The sequence below is a fragment of the Winogradskyella sp. SM1960 genome, from assembly GCF_020179375.1.
In the GTDB taxonomy this organism is placed as follows: domain Bacteria; phylum Bacteroidota; class Bacteroidia; order Flavobacteriales; family Flavobacteriaceae; genus Winogradskyella; species Winogradskyella marina.
In genome coordinates this window covers 135,358-156,269 of sequence record NZ_JAICBG010000001.1, presented here as the reverse complement: position 1 = coordinate 156,269, position 20,912 = coordinate 135,358, and the positions used below count along the sequence as shown (strand labels likewise).

Annotated in this window: 22 protein-coding genes; 5 read left to right on the top strand and 17 right to left on the bottom strand. The window is 33.7% G+C overall.

Translation table 11 applies throughout. The annotated features are described in order from the left end of the window. Window positions 1–84: 84 nt before the first annotated feature. From arsB to K1X16_RS00705, 4 genes are read right to left on the bottom strand one after another with little or no spacing between them, the layout of a single operon-like run. Complete coding sequence (gene arsB / locus K1X16_RS00720; protein WP_225034665.1) at window positions 85–1,137, bottom strand: ACR3 family arsenite efflux transporter; 1,053 nt, start codon at window positions 1,135–1,137, stop codon at window positions 85–87. Window positions 1,138–1,142: 5 nt separating this feature from the next. After that, complete coding sequence (locus K1X16_RS00715) at window positions 1,143–1,757, bottom strand: low molecular weight phosphatase family protein (protein ID WP_225034664.1); 615 nt, start codon at window positions 1,755–1,757, stop codon at window positions 1,143–1,145. Between the two features lie 22 nt (window positions 1,758–1,779). Beyond that, complete coding sequence (locus K1X16_RS00710; protein ID WP_195872178.1) at window positions 1,780–2,253, bottom strand: DUF6428 family protein; 474 nt, start codon at window positions 2,251–2,253, stop codon at window positions 1,780–1,782. 23 nt (window positions 2,254–2,276) lie between these two features. Continuing rightward, window positions 2,277–2,609, bottom strand: a complete 333-nt coding sequence (locus tag K1X16_RS00705; RefSeq protein WP_195872177.1) for an ArsR/SmtB family transcription factor — start codon at window positions 2,607–2,609, stop codon at window positions 2,277–2,279. Between the two features lie 180 nt (window positions 2,610–2,789). Between K1X16_RS00705 and K1X16_RS00700 the strand changes: the two genes are divergently transcribed. Continuing rightward, on the top strand, window positions 2,790–3,635 hold the full coding sequence (locus tag K1X16_RS00700) for a DUF2911 domain-containing protein (RefSeq protein ID WP_225034663.1): 846 nt from the start codon (window positions 2,790–2,792) through the stop codon (window positions 3,633–3,635). A gap of 55 nt (window positions 3,636–3,690) precedes the next feature. On the opposite strand, the gene K1X16_RS00695 is transcribed toward K1X16_RS00700, so the two are convergent. From K1X16_RS00695 to K1X16_RS00640, 13 genes are all read right to left on the bottom strand, one after another. After that, window positions 3,691–4,695, bottom strand: coding sequence for a Gfo/Idh/MocA family protein (locus K1X16_RS00695; protein ID WP_225034662.1), 1,005 nt, complete (start codon window positions 4,693–4,695; stop codon window positions 3,691–3,693). Next, window positions 4,649–6,475 (bottom strand): sodium:solute symporter, encoded by a 1,827-nt coding sequence (locus K1X16_RS00690; protein WP_225034661.1) that lies wholly within the window; start codon window positions 6,473–6,475, stop codon window positions 4,649–4,651. Before K1X16_RS00690 ends, K1X16_RS00695 begins: the two co-directional genes overlap by 47 nt. Window positions 6,476–6,484: 9 nt before the next feature. Further along, the gene (locus K1X16_RS17965) at window positions 6,485–6,607 is read right to left on the bottom strand and encodes a hypothetical protein (protein ID WP_262897313.1); all 123 of its coding nucleotides are present in this window, start codon (window positions 6,605–6,607) and stop codon (window positions 6,485–6,487) included. A 30-nt stretch (window positions 6,608–6,637) separates the two neighbouring features. Further along, the gene (locus K1X16_RS00685) at window positions 6,638–9,157 is read right to left on the bottom strand and encodes a PIG-L family deacetylase (protein WP_225034660.1); all 2,520 of its coding nucleotides are present in this window, start codon (window positions 9,155–9,157) and stop codon (window positions 6,638–6,640) included. Window positions 9,158–9,287: 130 nt separating this feature from the next. Next, window positions 9,288–9,581 carry a hypothetical protein gene (locus K1X16_RS00680; protein ID WP_225034659.1) on the bottom strand — a complete coding sequence of 98 codons (294 nt, stop codon included), beginning with the start codon at window positions 9,579–9,581 and terminating at the stop codon, window positions 9,288–9,290. A gap of 65 nt (window positions 9,582–9,646) precedes the next feature. Then, entirely contained in the window at window positions 9,647–10,726 is a 1,080-nt protein-coding gene (gene corA / locus K1X16_RS00675) for a magnesium/cobalt transporter CorA (RefSeq protein ID WP_225034658.1), read from the bottom strand. A 3-nt stretch (window positions 10,727–10,729) separates the two neighbouring features. After that, window positions 10,730–11,263 (bottom strand): mechanosensitive ion channel domain-containing protein, encoded by a 534-nt coding sequence (locus tag K1X16_RS00670; RefSeq protein ID WP_195872171.1) that lies wholly within the window; start codon window positions 11,261–11,263, stop codon window positions 10,730–10,732. Window positions 11,264–11,307: 44 nt separating this feature from the next. After that, window positions 11,308–12,246 carry a septum formation inhibitor Maf gene (locus K1X16_RS00665; RefSeq protein ID WP_225034657.1) on the bottom strand — a complete coding sequence of 313 codons (939 nt, stop codon included), beginning with the start codon at window positions 12,244–12,246 and terminating at the stop codon, window positions 11,308–11,310. Between the two features lie 84 nt (window positions 12,247–12,330). Further along, the gene (locus K1X16_RS00660; protein ID WP_225034656.1) at window positions 12,331–12,924 is read right to left on the bottom strand and encodes a Maf-like protein; all 594 of its coding nucleotides are present in this window, start codon (window positions 12,922–12,924) and stop codon (window positions 12,331–12,333) included. Window position 12,925: 1 nt separating this feature from the next. Continuing rightward, a complete protein-coding gene (locus K1X16_RS00655; RefSeq protein WP_195872168.1) occupies window positions 12,926–13,855 on the bottom strand; it encodes a geranylgeranylglycerol-phosphate geranylgeranyltransferase in 930 nt (309 codons plus the stop codon). Window positions 13,856–13,862: 7 nt separating this feature from the next. Then, window positions 13,863–14,174, bottom strand: a complete 312-nt coding sequence (locus K1X16_RS00650) for a hypothetical protein (RefSeq protein WP_195872167.1) — start codon at window positions 14,172–14,174, stop codon at window positions 13,863–13,865. Window positions 14,175–14,201: 27 nt separating this feature from the next. Further along, the gene (locus K1X16_RS00645) at window positions 14,202–14,735 is read right to left on the bottom strand and encodes a KdsC family phosphatase (RefSeq protein WP_195872166.1); all 534 of its coding nucleotides are present in this window, start codon (window positions 14,733–14,735) and stop codon (window positions 14,202–14,204) included. A gap of 2 nt (window positions 14,736–14,737) precedes the next feature. Continuing rightward, entirely contained in the window at window positions 14,738–15,532 is a 795-nt protein-coding gene (locus tag K1X16_RS00640) for a Rossmann-like and DUF2520 domain-containing protein (RefSeq protein WP_225034655.1), read from the bottom strand. Between the two features lie 315 nt (window positions 15,533–15,847). Between K1X16_RS00640 and tnpA the strand changes: the two genes are divergently transcribed. The 4 genes from tnpA to ccsA all read left to right on the top strand — a co-directional run bounded on the left by tnpA (window position 15,848) and on the right by ccsA (window position 20,858). Beyond that, window positions 15,848–16,309: an IS200/IS605 family transposase gene (tnpA, locus tag K1X16_RS00635; RefSeq protein WP_225034654.1), complete on the top strand. Its 462-nt coding sequence runs from the start codon at window positions 15,848–15,850 to the stop codon at window positions 16,307–16,309. Between the two features lie 224 nt (window positions 16,310–16,533). Next, complete coding sequence (locus K1X16_RS00630) at window positions 16,534–16,923, top strand: group III truncated hemoglobin (RefSeq protein WP_195872188.1); 390 nt, start codon at window positions 16,534–16,536, stop codon at window positions 16,921–16,923. A 118-nt stretch (window positions 16,924–17,041) separates the two neighbouring features. Continuing rightward, window positions 17,042–17,491, top strand: a complete 450-nt coding sequence (gene mscL / locus K1X16_RS00625; RefSeq protein ID WP_225034653.1) for a large conductance mechanosensitive channel protein MscL — start codon at window positions 17,042–17,044, stop codon at window positions 17,489–17,491. 100 nt (window positions 17,492–17,591) lie between these two features. Beyond that, on the top strand, window positions 17,592–20,858 hold the full coding sequence (ccsA, locus tag K1X16_RS00620; protein ID WP_195872162.1) for a cytochrome c biogenesis protein CcsA: 3,267 nt from the start codon (window positions 17,592–17,594) through the stop codon (window positions 20,856–20,858). The last annotated feature ends 54 nt before the right edge of the window (window positions 20,859–20,912 follow it).

Below are 20,912 nucleotides of genomic sequence, written 5' to 3'. Positions count from 1 at the left end.
CAATACAAAAATACATTATGTTTAACGATTTATTTATAAAGTTAAACAAAATTTAACATGAATTATGGAAAAACGGTTTTAGACCTAAGCGTTTTTAGGTAAATAATATTTTTTACGTAGCCAAAATGCAACCCGAACCAAAAGTATTAAAGCAGGTACTTCAACTAAAGGACCAACGACTCCAGCAAAGGCTTGACCAGAATTTAATCCGAAAACAGCAATAGCGACAGCAATGGCCAATTCAAAGTTATTACCAGCAGCTGTGAATGCGATTGCTGCGTTTTTATCATATGTGGCTCCCATAGCTTTACTGACAAAAAATCCAATAATAAACATTAAGGCAAAGTATATTAATAAGGGCACAGCGATGATTAACACATCCATTGGTATTTCTACAATTAACTCTCCTTTTAGTGAAAACATCACTACAATGGTGAATAATAGCGCAATTAAGGTCATAGGAGAGATGGTAGGAATAAATTTCTTAGTGTACCATGCTTCACCTTTTAGTTTCACTAATATTAAACGCGAAAGAATTCCGAGTAAAAACGGAATGCCTAAATATATGGCGACACTTTCTGCAATGGTAGCGATAGAAATATCTACGATGGCACCTTCAAAACCAAAATAGGGTGGAAGGACTGTAATAAATAGATAGGCGTAAAAACTGTAAGCAAACACTTGGAAAATACTATTTAAAGCCACTAAACCTGCTCCGTATTCGCTACTTCCTTCAGCTAAATCATTCCAAACTAAAACCATAGCAATACAACGTGCTAAGCCAATTAAGATTAGCCCAACCATATATTCAGGATAGTCTCTTAAAAATGTAATCGCTAAAAGAAACATTAAAACAGGACCAACAATCCAATTTAAAACTAATGAAATAGATAAGACTTTGACATCTTTAAACACTTTTGGTAATAGGGCGTAATTAACTTTGGCAAGCGGTGGATACATCATTAAAATTAGCCCAATAGCGATTGGAATATTAGTAGTTCCACTACTATACGATTCAATAAGTATAGGAAATGATGGTACATAAAATCCAATTCCTACACCTACAGCCATGGCTATAAAAATCCACAAAGTAAGGTAACTATCTAAAAAACTTAATTTTTTCTTGATTGCAGTCATGATAATTATTTTGTAATGTTAGAAAACACATATTTTAGTTCTGTAGCAATTTGAAGGCTACGTTCCTTATATTTTTCTAGTTGGTGAGGAGTGTTATCAAAGGCTTTTGGATCTTCATAAGTAATCGGAATTCGTTTTTCGGATCCACCAATAAAAGGACAACCTTGATCTGCACTAGAACAGGTCATAATCGCAGCAAATGCAGAAGTTGGATTAAATTGTGCATCAAATGTTTTTGAAAATCCAATGATAGGATGTGCGTTTTTTGAAAATTTAATACTGTAAACCGCATTGCTTCCGTTAGATAGCATTTCAATTTGAAACCCTGTATTTTCAAGTGTTTTTGCTGCAACAGAAAAAAGAGCTGTTGCTTCTGTTCCTCCGGAATAACAATACACATTTTTTATATCGAAATAGGTCGCCATTGTTTGCGCCCAAACTTGCGATAAGTGACTGCGACGCGAATTATGAGTACATATAAAGTTTAAATTAATAGTTTCATTTGTAGCTGCTTTTTGCTGTATAAAATCTATGAGTGGTTGTAAAACGGTTTTACGTTCTGCAGAAATAGAATCAATATTTAACTGCTCCACTTGGTTGTTAATTGGTTGGTATAACATGCGTTTTCTAAAGTTTTAATGGTTAGCAGCATCCAGAACCAGGAGCGCAAGAAGGAGCCGCTTCCTTTTGTATTTCGGACAATTTTACTTTTGATTTTTTTTCAGGAATTCCACATTTGTCCTTTGCCAAACAATCTGTTAATTTGGACGTCAATAAAAAATGTTCACCATCAAAATCTAAACCATATTTTCCGATAGTGTCTCCTTGGTATTCTACTTCAATTTCTAAATCTTCAATATGTAAGACTTTTTCAGAAAGCTCAATAATGCTTAATAGTTTTTCAGGATGTAATCTATGATCATAGTCGTCTGCCTCCCAAAGTTGAAAGTTGGCTACATTTTCTGTTCTAACTGTGCCACCACAATCGATGAAGTGTTTCGATATTTTACCGACTTCAGTCACATGAAAATGATTTGGTACTAAAGTGCCGTTTGGTAATTGAAACGCAATAGTGTCTAAGGTTTTTAATTTTGATTTAATTTCTGATAGTTTCATAAGTCTATTTTTTATAATGTTATTTAACAGCAATTGCTGTTGTCGTTTAAGTCTTGATTAAGAAAAATGGATAAGGTGGTTTTCATCTCCGTCCAATTGTCTTTGTCTATACAATAGCAAATACTCGTGCCTGTAATGTTTCCCTTAATAAGTCCAATGTTTTTTAATTCTTTTAAATGCTGAGAAATGGTAGGTTGCGCCAAACCGATTTCTTCAACTAAATCTCCACAGATACACGAATTAATTTTAAATAAATATTGTAGAATCGCTACTCTAGCTGGATGACCAAAGACCTTGGCTATGCTTGAAATTTGATTCTGCTCTGTTGTAAAAATTTCTGATTTAGTTAAACCCATAATCTCATGTATTATTATATTGCAATATTACGATGAAAGATTGAGGCCTCAAATAATTTGTTGAATTTTTTTTATGTTAATTCTTTCATCTAATTGATTTTAAGACTTTATTAACATATCTAGCTTTTGTTAAGTCGTAAATTTACATTTAATAATTAACCACATATAATACCATAAAAAATGAAGAAATTAGTACTTTTTACATTTGCCTTAACCTTAATGTTTTCGGTAAATGCACAGATTGAAACACCTGAGGCAAGTCCTGCTGCAAAAATTGAGCAAGTTGTAGGATTAACAGATGTGTCTATAGAATATTCTCGTCCAGCGATGCGCGGAAGAACAATTTTTGGAGACCTTGTACCTTATGATAAAGTTTGGAGAACCGGAGCCAATGCAAGAACTAAAATTACGTTTAGTAATGATGTTACTATTGATGGAAAAGATCTTAAAGCAGGTACGTATGCGATTTTTACTATTCCACAAGCGAAAACTTGGGATGTTGTGTTTTACACCGATTATAATGGAGGTGGAGCTCCTGCAGAATTAGATGAGTCTAAAGTTGCAGCGCGTGTTACCACGCCAGTTTATCCTATTGAAATGGATATTAAATCGTTTACCATTTCTATAGATGATATTACAAGCAGTTCTGCTGTTATAGGAATGATGTGGGAAAAAACGTATGTTGGAGTTGAGTTTAAAGTTCCAACTGATAAAGCGGTAACGACATCTATAGAAAACGTAATGGCTGGTCCTTCTTTTAATGATTATTATGCTGCTGCTACTTATTACCTGAGTGAAGATAAAGATATTAATCAGGCAAAAACTTGGATCGATAAAGCAATGTCAATGACAAAAGAGCCACGTTTTTGGCAGTTACGTCAACAATCTTTAATCTATGCGAAAGCAGGTGATAAAAAAGGTGCGATTGCACTTGCTAAGAAATCTTTGGCTGCAGCTAAAGAAGCAGGCAACGCGGATTATGTAAAAATGAATAATGATTCTCTAAAAGAATGGGGAGCAAAATAGTTCTTGCTAAAGTATAAATTCAAAAAGCGCAGCTAATTATTTAGTTGCGCTTTTTTTATTGGTATTGTAAGTCAATTTTACGTCGTATGCTATCTAAAGTCGCAATCAATTGTTTACTCTTTTTAAACGTCATGATATTACTTTCCGTTTTACCAGCTCTAAGTAATGCATTGAAATGTTCAATTTCGTAACTATAACCGATAGTTTTTGTATCAAACTCCTTTAAAACGGAATGGCCTTCAGAATCCGTTAGTGTTACAGATGAAGGCTCGTGAAAACGGCCGTTTATTTTAATCGTTCCTTCTTCACAATGAAAGATGGCTTGCGTATGTGTTTCTTCTAAAAAGGTGCTTTTTAAATTCGCAGTAGTATTTTTATAGTGAAACGTGATATTACATTCTGAGTCTGCACCAGTATCGAAAAATTTAGCACTAGCATTTATCGTTTCAGGTGCACCTAATGTTGAAAGTGCTGCGAATACAGGGTAAATTCCAATATCTAATAAGCTTCCTCCGCCAACAGACTTATCGAAAACTCGAGAAGTTTCATCATACGTTGGATGAAAACCAAAATCAGCTTCAAGTTTTATAATGTTTCCGAAATGTTTGTTTTTTATGAGGTCTAAAACATAGCGATAATGCGGAAGAAAAATAGTCCACATGGCTTCCATTAAAAGAGTTTCCTTTTGTTTTGACAGTTGAATCATATCTTCAACTTCATCAAGGTTCATAGCAAATGGTTTTTCACATAAAACGGCTTTGTTATGATTTAAACATAATGCTGTGTGTTCTTTATGAAAGCTATGAGGTGTTGCAATATAAATAGCATCAATGTTAGGGTCTAAGACTAAATCTTCATAATTTCCGTAAGCCATTGTAGCCTTAAAGTCTTGACCGAAAGTTTTGGCTTTTTCTAAATTTCGAGACGCAATACCATAGAGTTGGGCATTTGAAACTGCAGCTAAATCCGATGCAAATTTAGTAGCAATTTTACCAGCTCCTATTATTCCCCAATTAATCACTGTTGACTTCAATATGGTTGTTTTTGGGTGTAATGACATGTAATAGGTTAGCGATAGAAATCACAACGACGCAACCAAATAAATTGAGCCATAAATACGGCATCCAATCTAGCCACCAGCCAATGACAACGATAGCCTGTGTGATTAATGCTCCAAAAAACACAGCGTTTCCTTTTATATATTTAAAGAAGAAAGCCAATAAAAATATGCCTAAAACATTACCGTAGAAAATAGAACCTATGATATTAACCAATTGAATTAAATTTTCGGCAAGATCTGCAAAACAGGCAATAATGATAGCTACAATTCCCCAACCTAGTGTAAACCATTTAGTCATTTTAACCATGTGGACTTCACCTTTTTCTTCCTTTTGATTTCTTCCATATAAATCTATTACAGTTATAGTCGCTAGTGCATTAATTTCTGAAGCCGTGGAAGACATGGCGGCCGATAAAATAACAGCTAATAATAAACCAATAAGTCCGGTTGGAAGGTTGTTTAAAATAAACCTAATAAACATATAATCCCTGTCGTTGGTCTGTGTGTCTTTAGCTGCATCTAAATATAAGGATGTTAACTCAGCCGATTTTGAACGATAAGCTTCGCTTTCGGGATTAGATTTAAGGGCTTCAACTTCATTTTGAAGTGTATTATATGCCGTTGTATATTCAGGATCAACAGCTTTTTTAATTAAAAACTTCGATTCTTTACGGTACGTTTTTTCAATACTATCGAGTTGAAAAAGATCCTTTTTTAAACTATCATCTGTGCTTTTAGATAATGCTAAACTCACCTTTTGCTTTTTGGTAAATAATGCGGCTTGTTTATCTTGAAGTGTTCTATACTCATCACCATATTCTGAAGACAAAACCGTCTGTTCCGATTTGTCTATAAAGTTTAAAGGCGAAGGGTTAAACTGATAAAATACAAATACCATCACACCAACAAGCAGAATAAAGAATTGCATTGGCACTTTTAGCATACCATTAAACAATAAACCCATTTGCATTTCTTTCAAGGATTTACCAGAAAGATAACGTTGCACTTGGCTTTGGTCTGTGCCAAAATAAGAGAGCATTAAAAATGTTCCCCCTATTAAACCCGTCCAAACGGTATATCTATTTTCTAAATCGAAAGAAAAATCTAAAACTTGCATTTTTCCGGTAGCACCAGCAATATCAATGGCATCTACAAAAGAAACTTCATCAGGAATTAAATTAATAATGATAAATAGCGCCGCAATCATACCAGCAAATATGACGAACATTTGTTGCTTTTGGGTAACTGTTACGGCCTTTGTACCACCTGAAACCGTATAAATAATAACTAAAACACCAATAATAATGTTAAGAGTTACAATGTTCCATCCGAGAACAACTGAAAGAATAATGGCTGGTGCAAAAATGGTGATTCCTGCTGCTAAGCCACGTTGAATTAAAAAGAGAATGGCTGTTAAGCTTCGGGTTTTAAGGTCGAACCGATTTTCTAAAAACTCGTAAGCTGTGTAAACTTTAAGCCGATGATAAATAGGAATAAACACCAGGCAAATAATAATCATGGCAATTGGGAGTCCAAAATAAAACTGAACAAATCCCATACCATCAGCAAATGCCTGACCTGTTGTAGAAAGAAATGTAATTGCACTTGCTTGTGTTGCCATTACAGATAGACCGATGGTCCACCATTTAGACGTATTACCTCCTTTAATGTAGTCTTGTGCGTTTTTTCGGCCTCTGGTTTTCCAAGTTCCATAACCAACAATGGTGGCTAAGGTTACTATTAAAACAATCCAATCAATCCAATCTAAAGTCTGCTGCATTTTCTTTTTTTAGGCGAATGATTCTGTAATGAAATAGAACAAGACAATGTATAGTGCATTAGCTATTAGGACAGCTGTATACATTTTACTCCATTTTTGCTTCGGCTCTGGTTGATTTTCTTGGTTACTCATTAGCTGTTTGTTTAGTTAGTTGTTAGCTTCTTAGTTTTTTAGAGTGCTTTCTTTTTGTTTGCCAGCAGATAGTAGGTTTGCAAAAAGTCTAAACGCTCCAGGAACTCCTGCCGGAAATTCTCTAAAGAAACTGAGACCTGTGTAAATATAGTTTCCTTCACCATATTTTGCAACCAGAAGTGCACCTTCTTTAGAGTTTTCACCTTTGTCGTTAGCTGCAAGTAATGGGGTAAATTCTTTAGCCCATTGATTAGGAAAGTATAACCCACGTTCTTGTACCCAACCGTTAAAATCTTGAACTCCTATTTTATTAGGGAAATTTAAAATGGGATGGTTTGGCTCTAATATTCTTACAACCGCATTTTCGTCTGTAACACGATCTCTAGATAATTGTAAATCGTAAGGCGCTAAATTATCAACTTTAACACCTCTGCTTGTGTTGTATTGAATGATTAAGTTGCCACCTTCCTTTACATAGTCTAATAAAAACCGTTGTTTAAAAACAAGGTCATCAACAATATTGTAAGCTCTAATTCCTACAACGATGGCATCAAAATCATCAAGGTTTTCTGGCGAAATTTGTTCGGGTTTAATGATTGTGACATTATATCCAATTTGCCTTAAGCTTTCTGGAACCACATCTCCTGCACCTTCAATATAGCCAATGTTACTACCTTCTTTTTCTATGTTTAAACGTACTACTTTGCTTTCGCTAGGCATTAAAACGGTCTGAAATGGAATATGTGCATAATCGATTTCAATAATTTTGTCGGTATAAAATTCACCATCAATGTTTACCATTGGAGTTAATAGTCCTTCACTTTGGTGTTTTGGAGGAATAACTGTAAAAATGACATTTTGAATATCTCCTTTGCTAGCAATATCAATCTTTTGTTTTTGTGGAAAGACTTGCCAATCTTTAGGATAAGCCATTTGTACAAAGCCTTCTACATTATCCTTACCAGCTTTTACAGTGACTTCAATTTCTTTTTGATGGTCGTTTTCAAAAATATAAACCTCGTGACCTAGACTTGCTGAAACAATTGGTACAATTTCAAAAGGACGATATAATTCACCTTTATCTGGTTTAGAATAACGATAGATAACAGGCTTGGTGATTGTTAACGGAGTGCCATCAACTAATAAATTGAATGCAACAAAAACAGCTCTTGGTGTTTCTGGTAAGCCAATTAAACTTTGGTCTTTTACGTTGTACATGCCTAATGTACTCTTAGTATTTAGCCAATAAGGTGTGGTATAGTTGCTGTTATTTGGAATGGTAATACCTTCTTCAAAATTTAATTTTTGATTGGAGGATAAGGTCATGTTTTTGGCATTCCCGGATTCTAAGGTTGAAAGTTTGTAAGACACCAAGTCAATTGACACAGTACTTCTATTTAAAACTTCCATATTAAGCTTTACTTCCGAGTTGGGAGCTGCTGTTGGCGTATTTGCCGAAACTTCTAAATACAAACCAGTACAGGCTTCAATAATTGTTTTAAGCTCTTTAGTTTTAACGGTTTTCCAGTGTTTATCTTTTATGGATTGAAGTAATTTATACGCTTCTAAAAGTTCTGGTAAATGTGACGCTGGATTTTTAAAGTTAAAGTTGGTCTCAACGGAGTTTAAAATGGTTCCAATGGCTTCACCACCTTCAATTCTGTTCCAAGAGACGTCAATCCCTTCAAAAACATTGTTGCCTTCACTGATAGGTTCCCCTTTTAACAATTCAATATATTCTTGTTGCGTTCCACGTTGCGATAAACGACCAAAACCTTGACACAAATGTTGGCTACTGGCTAATGCCGCGACTTCGTTGTTAGACATGCCTTTAGAAGGGTAAAACACACCAACATCAAAATTGAGCATATTGCTTTTGTCTAGTTTATCAAATTTTTCTTGGCTTCCATAACGCCACCAAGAGGTGTTGTAAAATAAACGTTTTGGTTGCCAGGTTTCAGTCAATTCTAATTGTGATGCATATTTTGAAGCATCATTAGCAATATCAAAAGCTTCCATGCTTAACGTGGCAGAAGCTGTATGGTGACCATGTGTTTGACCAGCTCTTCTATGATCGAACCGATTGATAATCACATCGGGTTTAAATTTTCTTATGGCCCAAACGACGTCTGCAAGAACCTCGTCTTTATTCCAGATTTCTAAAGTTTCATCGGGATGTTTAGAGTAACCAAAATCATTCGCTCTTGAAAACATTTGTTCTCCACCATCTACACGTCTTGCAGCTAGTAACTCTTGAGTTCTTATAACACCTAAAAGTTCTCTGATTTCTGGACCAATTAAATTTTGACCTCCATCGCCTCGTGTTAAGGATAAATAAGCAGTACGCGCTTTAACTTCGTTAGACATATAAGAAATGAGACGCGTATTTTCGTCATCTGGATGCGCAGCGACATATAATACTGAACCTAAAACATTTAGTTTTTGAACGGCTTCGTAAATTTCTGATGCATTATAGGTTTTTGGTTGTTGTGCTTGAAGTGAAAATATAGTGCTGATAGCAAGCAGAAGACAGAGTCTAAGTTGGTGCATGAGGATTTCGGTTATTTGCTTTTCAAATATAGAAAAGTTTGAATCGTATAGCCTTTGTTTTTGATTTTTTTAACGTTGACTTTTGCTTTTCGTTTCGATATCGTCTTATATGTCTAATCGAATTTTGTTTTTAGAGTAAACTTGCTAAAATTGGCAATGTTCCAAAAAAGATAAGTCCGATTATTGAAGTCCAATATAGATAATTCTTTTTCTCTTTTTTTATGCTGCTAATAATGATAAAAATTAGACTCATGAAGAGTAAAACTGTTGCTAAAATCCCTAAATATAACAGGATTTGTCCTGTGTTGTTAAATTCGTTTAACAAGCTCGTATAGCTCACTGTTAAGTAAAATGAGATAACATTAATTATTAAAATCCAAATCATAAAATGGAAAGCCCATTTTTTAAAATTTATGGTATTCATTTTCAAGTTGTGTTAATTTTTTAGTTATTGTTGATGTAATGTTTTGCACTTGGTTGCTTTCAAAGTTACAACCACTTCTTACGTTTAAAATAATACAGTAATCCTAAAAACATTAGGAACATCACACCCAATAGCACAAAATAACCATAACGGTATTGTAGCTCTGGAATGTATTCAAAATTCATTCCGTAGAGACCTGCGAGAAAGGTTAATGGGATAAAAATGGTTGATATTATTGTGAGAACTTTCATGACCTCGTTCATACGATTACTAATGGTTGTCATGTACATGTCCATTAAACTCCAAATCATTTCTCGGTAAATATCTATGTTTTCAGACACCTGAATTAAGTGGTCGTAAATATCTCTATAATAATTGATTGTGCGCTGTAAGATTAGTGCGTGTTCTCCTTTTTCAACGCGGTTAATTATCTCACGAAGCGGGAAAATAGCACGTCGTACTTTTAAGATTTCGCGCTTTAGTTGTTGTACTTCAATACTTATATCTTCTTTTGCATTACCTTCAAATAAATCGGTTTCTAAATCTTCTATTTTATTACCTAAGGTTTCAATAATACTAAAGTAATTATCAACCACTGCATCTATTAAAGCATACAGTAAATAATCGGATTTTAAACCTCTAATTCTACCATTGCCATGTCGAAGACGTTCTCTTACATTGTCAAAAACATCACCTTCCGATTCTTGGAAGGACAAGACATAGTTTTTACCCAAAATAAAACTTACTTGTTCTATTACTATGTTTTCATTAGTATCATAGTATAGCATTTTAAGAACTACAAACAGGTAATCGTCATACTCATCAATTTTAGGACGTTGCGCTGTATTTACAATATCTTCTAAGACAAGCGGGTGTAAATCGTATTGTTTACCAATATTTTCAATTTCGGTAATAGCGTTGAGGCCATCGATATTAATCCACGTAACTGAATCGGTTTCTTTGTGAGCTTTAACATCTGCAATGTTGGTAAGCACATTCTCGGTTATAGTGTCTTTGGTATAATCGAAAGATTCTATTTTAAGTTGTTTCTCAGTTTTCTTTCCTGTGTACACCAGCGTACCAGGTGCTTTACCAATATGTTTTTTGTAATTATGAGTACGTGTCTTTACCTTCTTTTTCTTCATGCGTTATAAAATACTGCTGTCGTCTAATGCATCCTTTTGCAATAAAGTTACAGCTTTTTGAAGAATAAGATTGTTTGGGTAAGTGACTAAATCTCCACTATCTTCTCTTAAGTGGATTTGAAAAGCTCTAATATCTTCGATGATGGCTTCTACGGGATAATCTTTATCATGTATTCTTATTTTATCTCCAACTTTATATGGAAATGAAAAAAACATAATAACACCAGAAGTGATGTTGCTTAAAATTGACCAAATCGCAAACAATGCAACACCAATAACAGCAAATACAGACGAAAAAACAAGCGTTACATCTCGTGTTTGCGCACCAAGAATAAAGGCTTCAATTAAAATTGCGATGAGTACGAAAGTAACGGTTACATACCTGCCAATTAAGGCCGCTCGTGCTTCTGTAGTACCACTTTTTTTTCCTATTTTCTTTACTGTAATAACAATAATAGTCCTAAGGATAAACAGGACTATTAATAATATAAGTGTAGAAATTATCTGATCTTGATAATTGGATAATACGATGTTCATAGATGACTTACTTTACATCAAAGATAATTTAGATTTACAACTATTTAATGTAATTTTAAAGAATCTCTTAACTTTAAATCTGCGTTGCTTTTTTTGTTCCAATAGTCCGATTTTATGGATTTTAATATTGAAGCTTTAGAGGTTAAAGTTTCAGCATTTGTACCAACTCCGTTAACTATAGTTTCTTCCCAACCTAATATCTCGAAAGGAAAGTTAGGACTGAAATTTATTTTTAAAGTCCGATTTAAATCTTCATAATATAACGTATAGCTATCATTAGTTTTACTTGCTAGTGCGTTGTGAGCTTTTAATTTTTTATGATGAAGACGCGAAAACTCTAACGATGGTACAATATGTAATTCACCAACAGGAAGACTTTGAGGATCTATTCTCAATTTTGTCCACAGTTCATTTTCGGTCCACGTTTTTTCTACATTAAAAGTTTCGTCTGCTTCACCTTGAAAATAGGAATGTGAGCGTACTTCAAATTGATTACGGTTATTGACTTGTGTATAAACTTGGCCACACCATTCTTGTACTGAAGCTGTAATTTTTAGTGCATGTTGATTATTTGCCACAGGATAAAACGTGCTTTCCATTATAGAATACGGATAAATACCAGTATTGAAGTTTTTGGTAGTATTGAATTTTAAAATAGGAGTGTTAGTTTCATCATAGTTATTGGCTTTCACTTGTTCTTTTGGTAAAAAGTCTTCGGTAACAAATACCAAAACGGCTTGGCCTTCTCTAATTTCGCCATAACGTGCTTGTTCGAGCTTGTAAGACGTAATTTCTGCTTCACCATTATACCAATAGTTTTTAAAATCGTCAGATAGTTTTGTTTTAGGTTGTGGTTCTTCAGCCTTAGAGACTGTAGCGATGTCGTTTTCAGACGTCGTCGTTGTATTGTCTTTACAAGACGTGACGTATATAAATAGCGTAATTAGTATTAAAAGAGGTTTGGGTTTTATCATTCTTATCATAATTCATAGATGTTTTATAGACACTGTTACCTTAATAAATTTGGCACAAAATGTCTGATAATCAGTTTCTATAAAGATAAGATTCTAATTGCTGTCTGCAATGGTATTTAACGTTTTGTAAAGTAAATGCGTAGGTAAGCCAACAACGTTATTATACGAGCCTTCAATACTTGTAATGCCAATGGCTCCAATCCATTCTTGTATACCATATGCACCAGCTTTATCTAACGGTTTGTAGTGGTTGACGTAGTGATGAATTTCATCGTCTGTAAGGGGTTTAAACGTCACTTTGGTACTTGTGTTTACAATGAGCTGTTCTGTTTTTTGAGTGAAACAGATAGAGGTCACAACCTCATGTGTTTTATTGCTTAATGCTTTTATCATGTTAACAGCATCAGCTTCATCTTTTGGTTTTCCTATAGCTTTATCACCTAAGCAAACAATGGTATCACTGGTGATTAAAATGTCATTTTTTTGAAGGTTTTCTAAAAAAGGCTCAGCTTTCAATTTGGCTAAAAAATCTGTGATCTGTTCTCTTTTTAACTCATTTGGGTAAATTTCCTCAACTGGTTTTAATTGAATTTCGAAATCGAGTTGCAGTTCCTTTAAAAAAGCATGACGACGTGGTGATGCCGAAGCCAGAATAATATTAAAACCTTTGAGTTTGTCGTTTAGCATTTTAGTTAAGGATAATAAATTTGTAAAGTAATAAGGAAAGCATACCAGTAAGCATAACTAATTTTAGCACTGTGCTAATATGTTTGAATTGCGCTTTTTGATTCGCACTAAACAACTTTATACTCACATAAATTAATGGAGCAATAACAAGAATTAAAAAATAACCTACGACTACTTGTTGTTTAAACAAATAGGTAATAACATAATAAACGATTGAAAATATAGGAATTAATGAGAGTATAAACACAATTTTAGTAGTGCGTTCTCTTCCTAAAATGATAGGTAATGTTTGAATGCCTGCTTTATAATCTCCGTCAATATCTTCAATATCTTTAACTAGTTCTCTTATTAAATTAACCATAAACGCAAAAATGGCATAGTCTCTAATAATGTATAAAAAAGTGGTTTGAATGGCTTTGTTATTGTCTGTTATAACAGGAATTAATTCAATAATTCCAACTAATAAGATACTTAAGCATACCAAAATTGACACTACAATGTTACCAACAACGGCAATTTGTTTTAAGTATGACGCGTACATGTAGAGTAGTGCCGAAGTCATAAAAAAGATGGCGAAAAATTCAGGTTTACCAATACCATTAGATAAATAAAACCCTAAACCGACACCAATAATATTAAGCACAACAAATAAGTTCGTCGCCTTTTTTTCTGAAATGTGCTTATTTATAATTAATCGGTTAGGTTTGTTAATTTTATCGGCTTCAACATCATAAATATCGTTAATAATGTAACCACCAGCTGCGATACACACGGTCGCTAATACTAAAAGAAAAAAATTGAAGTGACTTAAGGTAATAAGTACTCCATGGCTTTCTTGAAATGGTAATAATAGTGCATACTTTATTAAGTATTGCATTAAGGCAATCATTAATAAATTCTTCCAACGAATTAAATTAAGAAACTGAATCATTTGAGGTTTAGTGAGATAATATTTTAGTAATTAAGTAATATGAAAACGCAGCGATTATAAAAAAGACAATGATACTGATAATTAGCGCTTTTTTAAAAATTTTGAGTTCTTGTTGTCTTATTTTGTTTTTAATGTGCTGCTTGTCTTCTTTGGATAAATCTTTATGCAAGAAATCCATTTTGTAGTGTAGATGTGCTTCAAGATCTAATTTTTCCTTGTATTTAGAAAAAGGCTTAGAAGATCTTTGGTTAAAAGTTGCTTGATTATTACCAAAACCTATATAACCAAATCCTGTACTATGTCTTCTTCCTTGCGACATGTGTGTTGTAGTTTACGTTGTATCTATTTAATCGTATTTAGCGTCAAAATTTCCATTCCATTTGTCTTGTACTTTCAGCACTTGCTCAATAACATCTCTTACGGCACCTTTTCCTCCGTTTTTATGAGACACATATTTTGAAATCGCTTTAATTTCTGGAACTGCATCTTGCGGACAACAAGGTAAACCCACTAATTTCATCACAGGAAAATCAGGAATATCATCTCCCATATACAATACTTGCGACTTTGAAATACTATGCTGATCCAAGTAACTGTTGAGTTGTTCAATTTTATTATGAGCTCCTAGGAAAATGTCTTTAATGCCTAATCCGGCTAAACGTTTACGAACGCCTTCATTAGATCCGCCAGAAATAATACAGAGGTTAAATCCAGCATCAATTGCTGTTTTTAGAGCAAAACCATCTTTGATATTCATGGTTCTTAGCATTTCGCCATCGGTTGTAACTGTAATTGTGCCATCGGTAAGGACACCATCAACATCAAAAATAAAGGTGTTGATGTTTGCTAAATATTCTTTGTAACTTTTATCGTCGCTCATAGTTATTTTTCGTTTTTATGGCGTTTTACTCTCGTCGATCTTACACCATGTGTCTTTTTTATAGACGTTGTAAGCATTTTATAAATGGCCTCGTGTTCTTCTTTTTCTATTAGTTTAAGTTGCCGTTTTATAGTTTTTTTATCATTCCGTTTCGCAGGACCTGTTTGGGCCATAAAAGGTGACATGTGTTGAATTTTTTTAGCTGTTTCTTCAATTAAAGGATGCAAAATTTCAAATTCTATATTCTTGGTTTCACAAATTTCATGACCGATTCTATATAATTGATTCGTGAAATTATTAACAAAAACAGCAGCTAAATGAAGTGTTTGACGCTGTTCTGTAGTGATTTTATGAGGTTTACATCCTACAGCTTTTGCTAAATCTTTTAAAAGTTGAAGGTTTTCTTTTTCGTACACTTCAATACAAATCGGAACTTCCGTAAAATTGATTTCAGCATCTTTAGAAAAGGTTTGCAGTGGGTAAAAAACGCCAATCTTGTTCTTTTTGTCTAAATCGTGCATGGCAACACTTCCTGACGTATGCACAACAAATCGATTTGTAAATGGTAAATCTGTGGAAAATGAAGCAATATGGTCATCGCTAATCGCCATAATGTAAATATCGGCTTCTTTTAATTCGGCTAACGAATCTGTTATGTCAACGTCGTTTGCATAAGATGAAATAGAAGCACGTGTACGATTATACCATTGTGTAATCGTAATGTTTTCAGAATTTGAAAAGGCTTTATATAAATGTGTGGCGACATTGCCAGCACCAAGTAATACAACTGATATCATGCTGTAAAAATACTAAGATTTCTTAGTTTAGAATCACAAGAATGCGATTAAAAGGATAACTTTGATTAATTCGATAAATACGTTTGTAGAAATGTTGATATTTCGGTGAAAGATCGCATACAAGTCAAATTGAAATTGTCCATTTATGAACACTATATCGTTTAATAATACGATAAATCAAAACTGTCTCGTTAGGTCCAACATATAGGTAGAATATTTAGGAGTAATTCCGAATGTCCCGTTAGGGACAACATATAGGTAGAAGAAATTTCATTAATCCAGCGTGCCTTTAGGTACGCGATATAATTTACAACCATGCCAAATACATACACACAAATCCATATTCAAACCGTTTTTGCAGTACAAAATAGGCAAAGTTTAATTAGAGGTCGTTGGAGAGCAGAATTATACAAATACATTACAGGAATAATTCAAAATAACAATCATAAGGTGTTGCAAATTAATGGCATGGCAGACCATATTCATATATTGTTTGGAATGCGACCAACGCAATCGTTATCAGAATTAATGAAACAGGTAAAACAGGATTCTTCGAAATGGATAAATAATAAAGGTTTAGTAAATGGTCGATTTTCTTGGCAATCTGGCTATGGCGCATTTTCATATTCAAAATCTGAAATTCCTGTAATAATTAATTATATAAAAAATCAAGAAGAACATCATAAACAGGTTGCATTTCAAGACGAGTATTTGAAATTGTTGCAGGATTTTGATGTGAAATATGATGAGCGTTATATTCTAAAACCTGTGTTGTAAAGTATAGATTAAAAAGATATATTGTACCTAAAGGCAAAATAGCCTAACTGTGATTTTTTTACCAATATGAAGTCCCTAACGGGACGAAAAAATAGAATTTTAAACATTAACCGAAAAGGGTCTTTTGTTTGACAACAAGCTAAATAGAAATAACAAGAATCAAAATTGTCCATTTATGGACAATATATGGATGACAAAACCCAATGAAAATAATATATAACACCATGAACAAATCAGACATAAAAACCAGAGAAGACATATTCTTATTAGTTTCAAAATTTTACGAAAAGGTAAGGAAAGACGAAAAATTAGGACCTTTTTTCAACGAAACCATAAAAGATTGGGAGCAACATTTAGAGCATTTAACTACCTTTTGGGAATCGAGTTTGTTTTTAAAAACCAAATATTATGGTAATCCTTTGGAAGCACATGTTAAAGTAGATGCGGCATGTAATCATAGTATTACGGAATTGCATTTTGGGATATGGTTAAACCTTTGGTTCGAAACTATAAACGAATTATTTGAAGGGGATTATGCCGAAAATGCTAAACGAAGAGCGCGTAAAATGGGCACGTTTATGTACATGAATATTTTTAAGGCTAGAAATAGCTAATGGTTAAGAACATAATTTAAATTTGCAGTTTTAACATCTAAATTTATATAGGCTATTCTTAGTGCTTTTAGATGGCTAACAGAACAAACCAGCAATATTAGAAATACAAAGACAGATAATGAAGCTTTTAAAGGAATTTAAGGAATTTGCAGTAAAGGGAAATATGATGGATATGGCTATTGGTATCATCATTGGTGCGGCCTTTAATAAAGTTATAGATGTTTTAGCCAAGCAAGTTATATTACCACCATTATCTTTATTGACAGATGGAGTTACGCTTAGTAAGAAAAAGTTGATCCTACGCGATGCTATTCTAGATGCTTCCGGTACTGTTACTACTAGTGAAGTTGCCATCGCTTACGGTGAATTATTCGAAGTACTTTTAGATTTTGTAATCATAGGATTTACGGTGTTTATCATTGTAAAATTTATGAATAGACTGCGAACAAAAGCCCAAGATTCTAAAGATAAAACGGTATCTACACCTAAAGATATACAGTTGCTTTCAGATTTAAAAGAATTAATGGAAGAGCAAAATAAAATGCTTAAATCTAATACAAAAATTTAGATGGATTTTGGTGCGTAATTTTAACATGTTTTAGTACCTATTCTGAAACTAGGAATAATTAAAAAACCATATCTTTGCACAGCTTAAAAAGCCAATAGCTATGCAAAAGAAAATCGCTAACTTCCTATTCTCTACAAAACTTACCGCATTCTTATTTATTGCCTTTGCCGTTGCCATGGCAGTAGGTACTATTTTAGATAGAAATATGGAAACCTCACCAACTCCATATACCAGAACCTTAATCTATAATGCCTGGTGGTTTGAAGCCATAATGGTGTTTTTTGTTATCAATTTTATTGGTAATATTTATAGATTCAGACTTTTTAGAAAGGAGAAATGGGCCACATTAATCTTACATTTGTCTTTTATTCTCATTCTTTTTGGAGCATTTATAACACGTTATGTTGGTTTTGAGGGAATGATGCCAATACGCGAAGGGGCAACTGAAAGCGAATTCTTTTCGCAAAAAACCTACATTGGCGGGCGTATCATTGGTAATTACACCGTTAATGGTCAGTTACAACAACGTAGAATTGAGGAAGAGGTCGATTTTTCACCTCGATTAGATAATGAATTCGAGAAAACGTTTGATTATGGTGACACTGAAGTTACAATTAAGCTCGAAGAATTTATAGAAGGAGCTGAAGAAGATGTTATTCCAAGCGATACAGGAAAGCGCTATTTAAAAGTTGTTGAAGCTGGAGAGAGTGGCCCACACAATCACTTTTTAGAAGATGGAAAAGTTGCCAATCTACACAATGTTTTAGTGTCTTTAAATAAGTATCAAGAAGGTGCTATCAATATTACCGAAACCGATGAAGGTTTGTTTATTCAATCTCCATACGAAGGAGATTATATGACTATGGCAACCCGTGCTACAGGTAAGTTGGTGAAAGATAGTTTACAACCCTTAATTTTAAGATCTAGGTATGTTATTGGTAATATGCAATTGGTTATGCCAAAACCTATTGTACAAGGTGATTTTGGAGTGGTAAAGAAATCAGAGTTGTTAAAGAATGATGCCGATGGCCTTATTTTAAGCGTCAGTGCAAATGGCGACACGCAAAAAGTTGGTATTATAGGTGGCCCAGGCAATTATACAGCCATGAAAGAATTCAAAGTTGGTGGTTTAGAAATAGCATTGCAATATGGGCCTAAAGTATTAAAACTACCTTTTGAAATTAAACTGAATGATTTTATTGCCGATAAATATCCAGGTACAGAAAATGCGTATTCTTCTTTTGAGAGTAAAATAACGGTTTTCGATAAAGAAGATGGAGATTTTGATTATCGTGTTTATATGAATCATGTGTTAGATCATAAAGGGTATCGATTCTTTCAGGCAAGTTTTCATCCCGATGAAAAAGGCACAGTATTGTCTGTAAACCATGATCTCTGGGGAACTTATATTACTTATGCAGGATATATATTATTGTATTTAGCAATGATGGCAATTCTATTTGTGAAGAATACACGTTTCGATGACATCCGAAAACGATTGTCTAAGTTAAAAGAGAAGAAAGCAAAAATGATGACTATGATTTTGCTACTCTTTAGTTTGTCAGGTTTTGCACAAGTACATTCAGACGATGATGGTCACAATCACCAACGAAAAACAGGAAAAGCACAAGTAGATTCAATTCTAAATGTTCATATTACACCTAAGGAGCACGCTGCTAAATTTTCAAAAATGGTGATTCAAGATTACAGTGGTCGTATGATGCCAATGCATACGTTTTCTTCTGAAATGCTACGTAAATTAAGTAAAAGTGATGTGTATGAAGACTTTAATGCCGATCAGGTATTTTTATCTATTCAAGAAAGTCCGATGCTTTGGTATAACGTGCCAATCATTTATTTAAAACCAAGGAAAGCAGATTCTATTCGAGATATCATAGGTATAGATTATGATGAGAAATATTCGCGACTTGTAGATTATTTCACACCTGAAGGGCGATATAAATTAGCCCCATATTTAGAAGAAGCCTATAAAACGCAAGTGCCTAATGGCTTTCAAAAAGAAGTAAAAGAAGCAGATTCTAGAGTCAACTTGTTGTATAATGCGATAGAAGGTCGATCGATTAAAATATTTCCTGTTCCCAACGATGAAAATAATAAATGGATTTCTTCAGTAGAGTTTAGAGAACAAGGCTATAGAGAAACAATTGAAGATACCCTTTACGGTAACTTTATTAATAATGGGTTTAGTGCGTATTTAGTGACATTAAACAACGCCAAACAAACAGGGAACTATACTAAAGCAGAAGAATTATTAAATGGTATTAAAAAAACACAAGAGCGTTTTGGAAGCGACGTCATGTTAACTGACGAAAAAATTAATGCCGAAATACTCTACAACGATTACGATATTTTTAAGCGTTTATACAGCTGGTACTTATATGCAGGTACAGTACTGTTTATATTTATTATCATACAGATTTTTAAATATAGAAGTACTTGGATTAAATACGCGATAAACATTTTGTTAGGTGTTTTAGCCTTATTATTTATACTACATACTTTAGGTTTAATCTGGAGATGGTATTTATCTGGTCATGCACCTTGGAGTGACGCTTATGAATCTATGATTTATGTTGCTTGGTCTACCATGTTATTTGGTTTTATTGTTGGTGTTACTAAAAACAAAGTGCAAACTAAAAAAGCTGCAGATTCTGTAAAAACAAAATCTTTAGCAGGTAGGTTTAGTACATCGAGCTTAACAGTGGCTGCAGGTGCGTTTGTAACATCTATGATTTTAATGATTGCACATTGGAACTGGATGGATCCTGCTATTGGTAATCTAGAACCTGTTTTACAAGGCTATTGGTTAATGATTCACGTATCGGTAATTGTTGCTAGTTACGGTCCATTTACTTTAGGTATGATCTTAGGAGTGGTTTCATTATTGCTAATGATTTTTACAAACAAGGAAAACAAAGAGCGCATGCTTGTTCACATTAAAGAGCTAACCATTATTAACGAAATGGCATTAACGGTTGGTTTAGTAATGCTTACCATAGGAAACTTCCTTGGTGGAATGTGGGCCAACGAAAGTTGGGGACGATATTGGGGTTGGGATCCAAAAGAAACGTGGGCACTTATTAGTATCATGATTTATGCTTTTGTAATTCACATGCGTTTGGTACCAGGTTTAAGAGGTCGTTGGATTTATAATCTAATGTCAATTATAGCCTTTGGAAGTATTTTGATGACGTATTTTGGGGTGAATTTCTATCTCGCAGGATTACACTCTTATGCTAGTGGTGATCAAATATTGAGTTTTCAGTTTATTGCAATAACCGTGGGTATCATTGCAGTATTAGGTGTTTTCTCTTATTTAAAGAATCGAAAATATTATAAAAAATAGAGGTAACACTCTGAAACATTTCGTTTAAAAACCTTTAAAAACTGGTTGATAGAT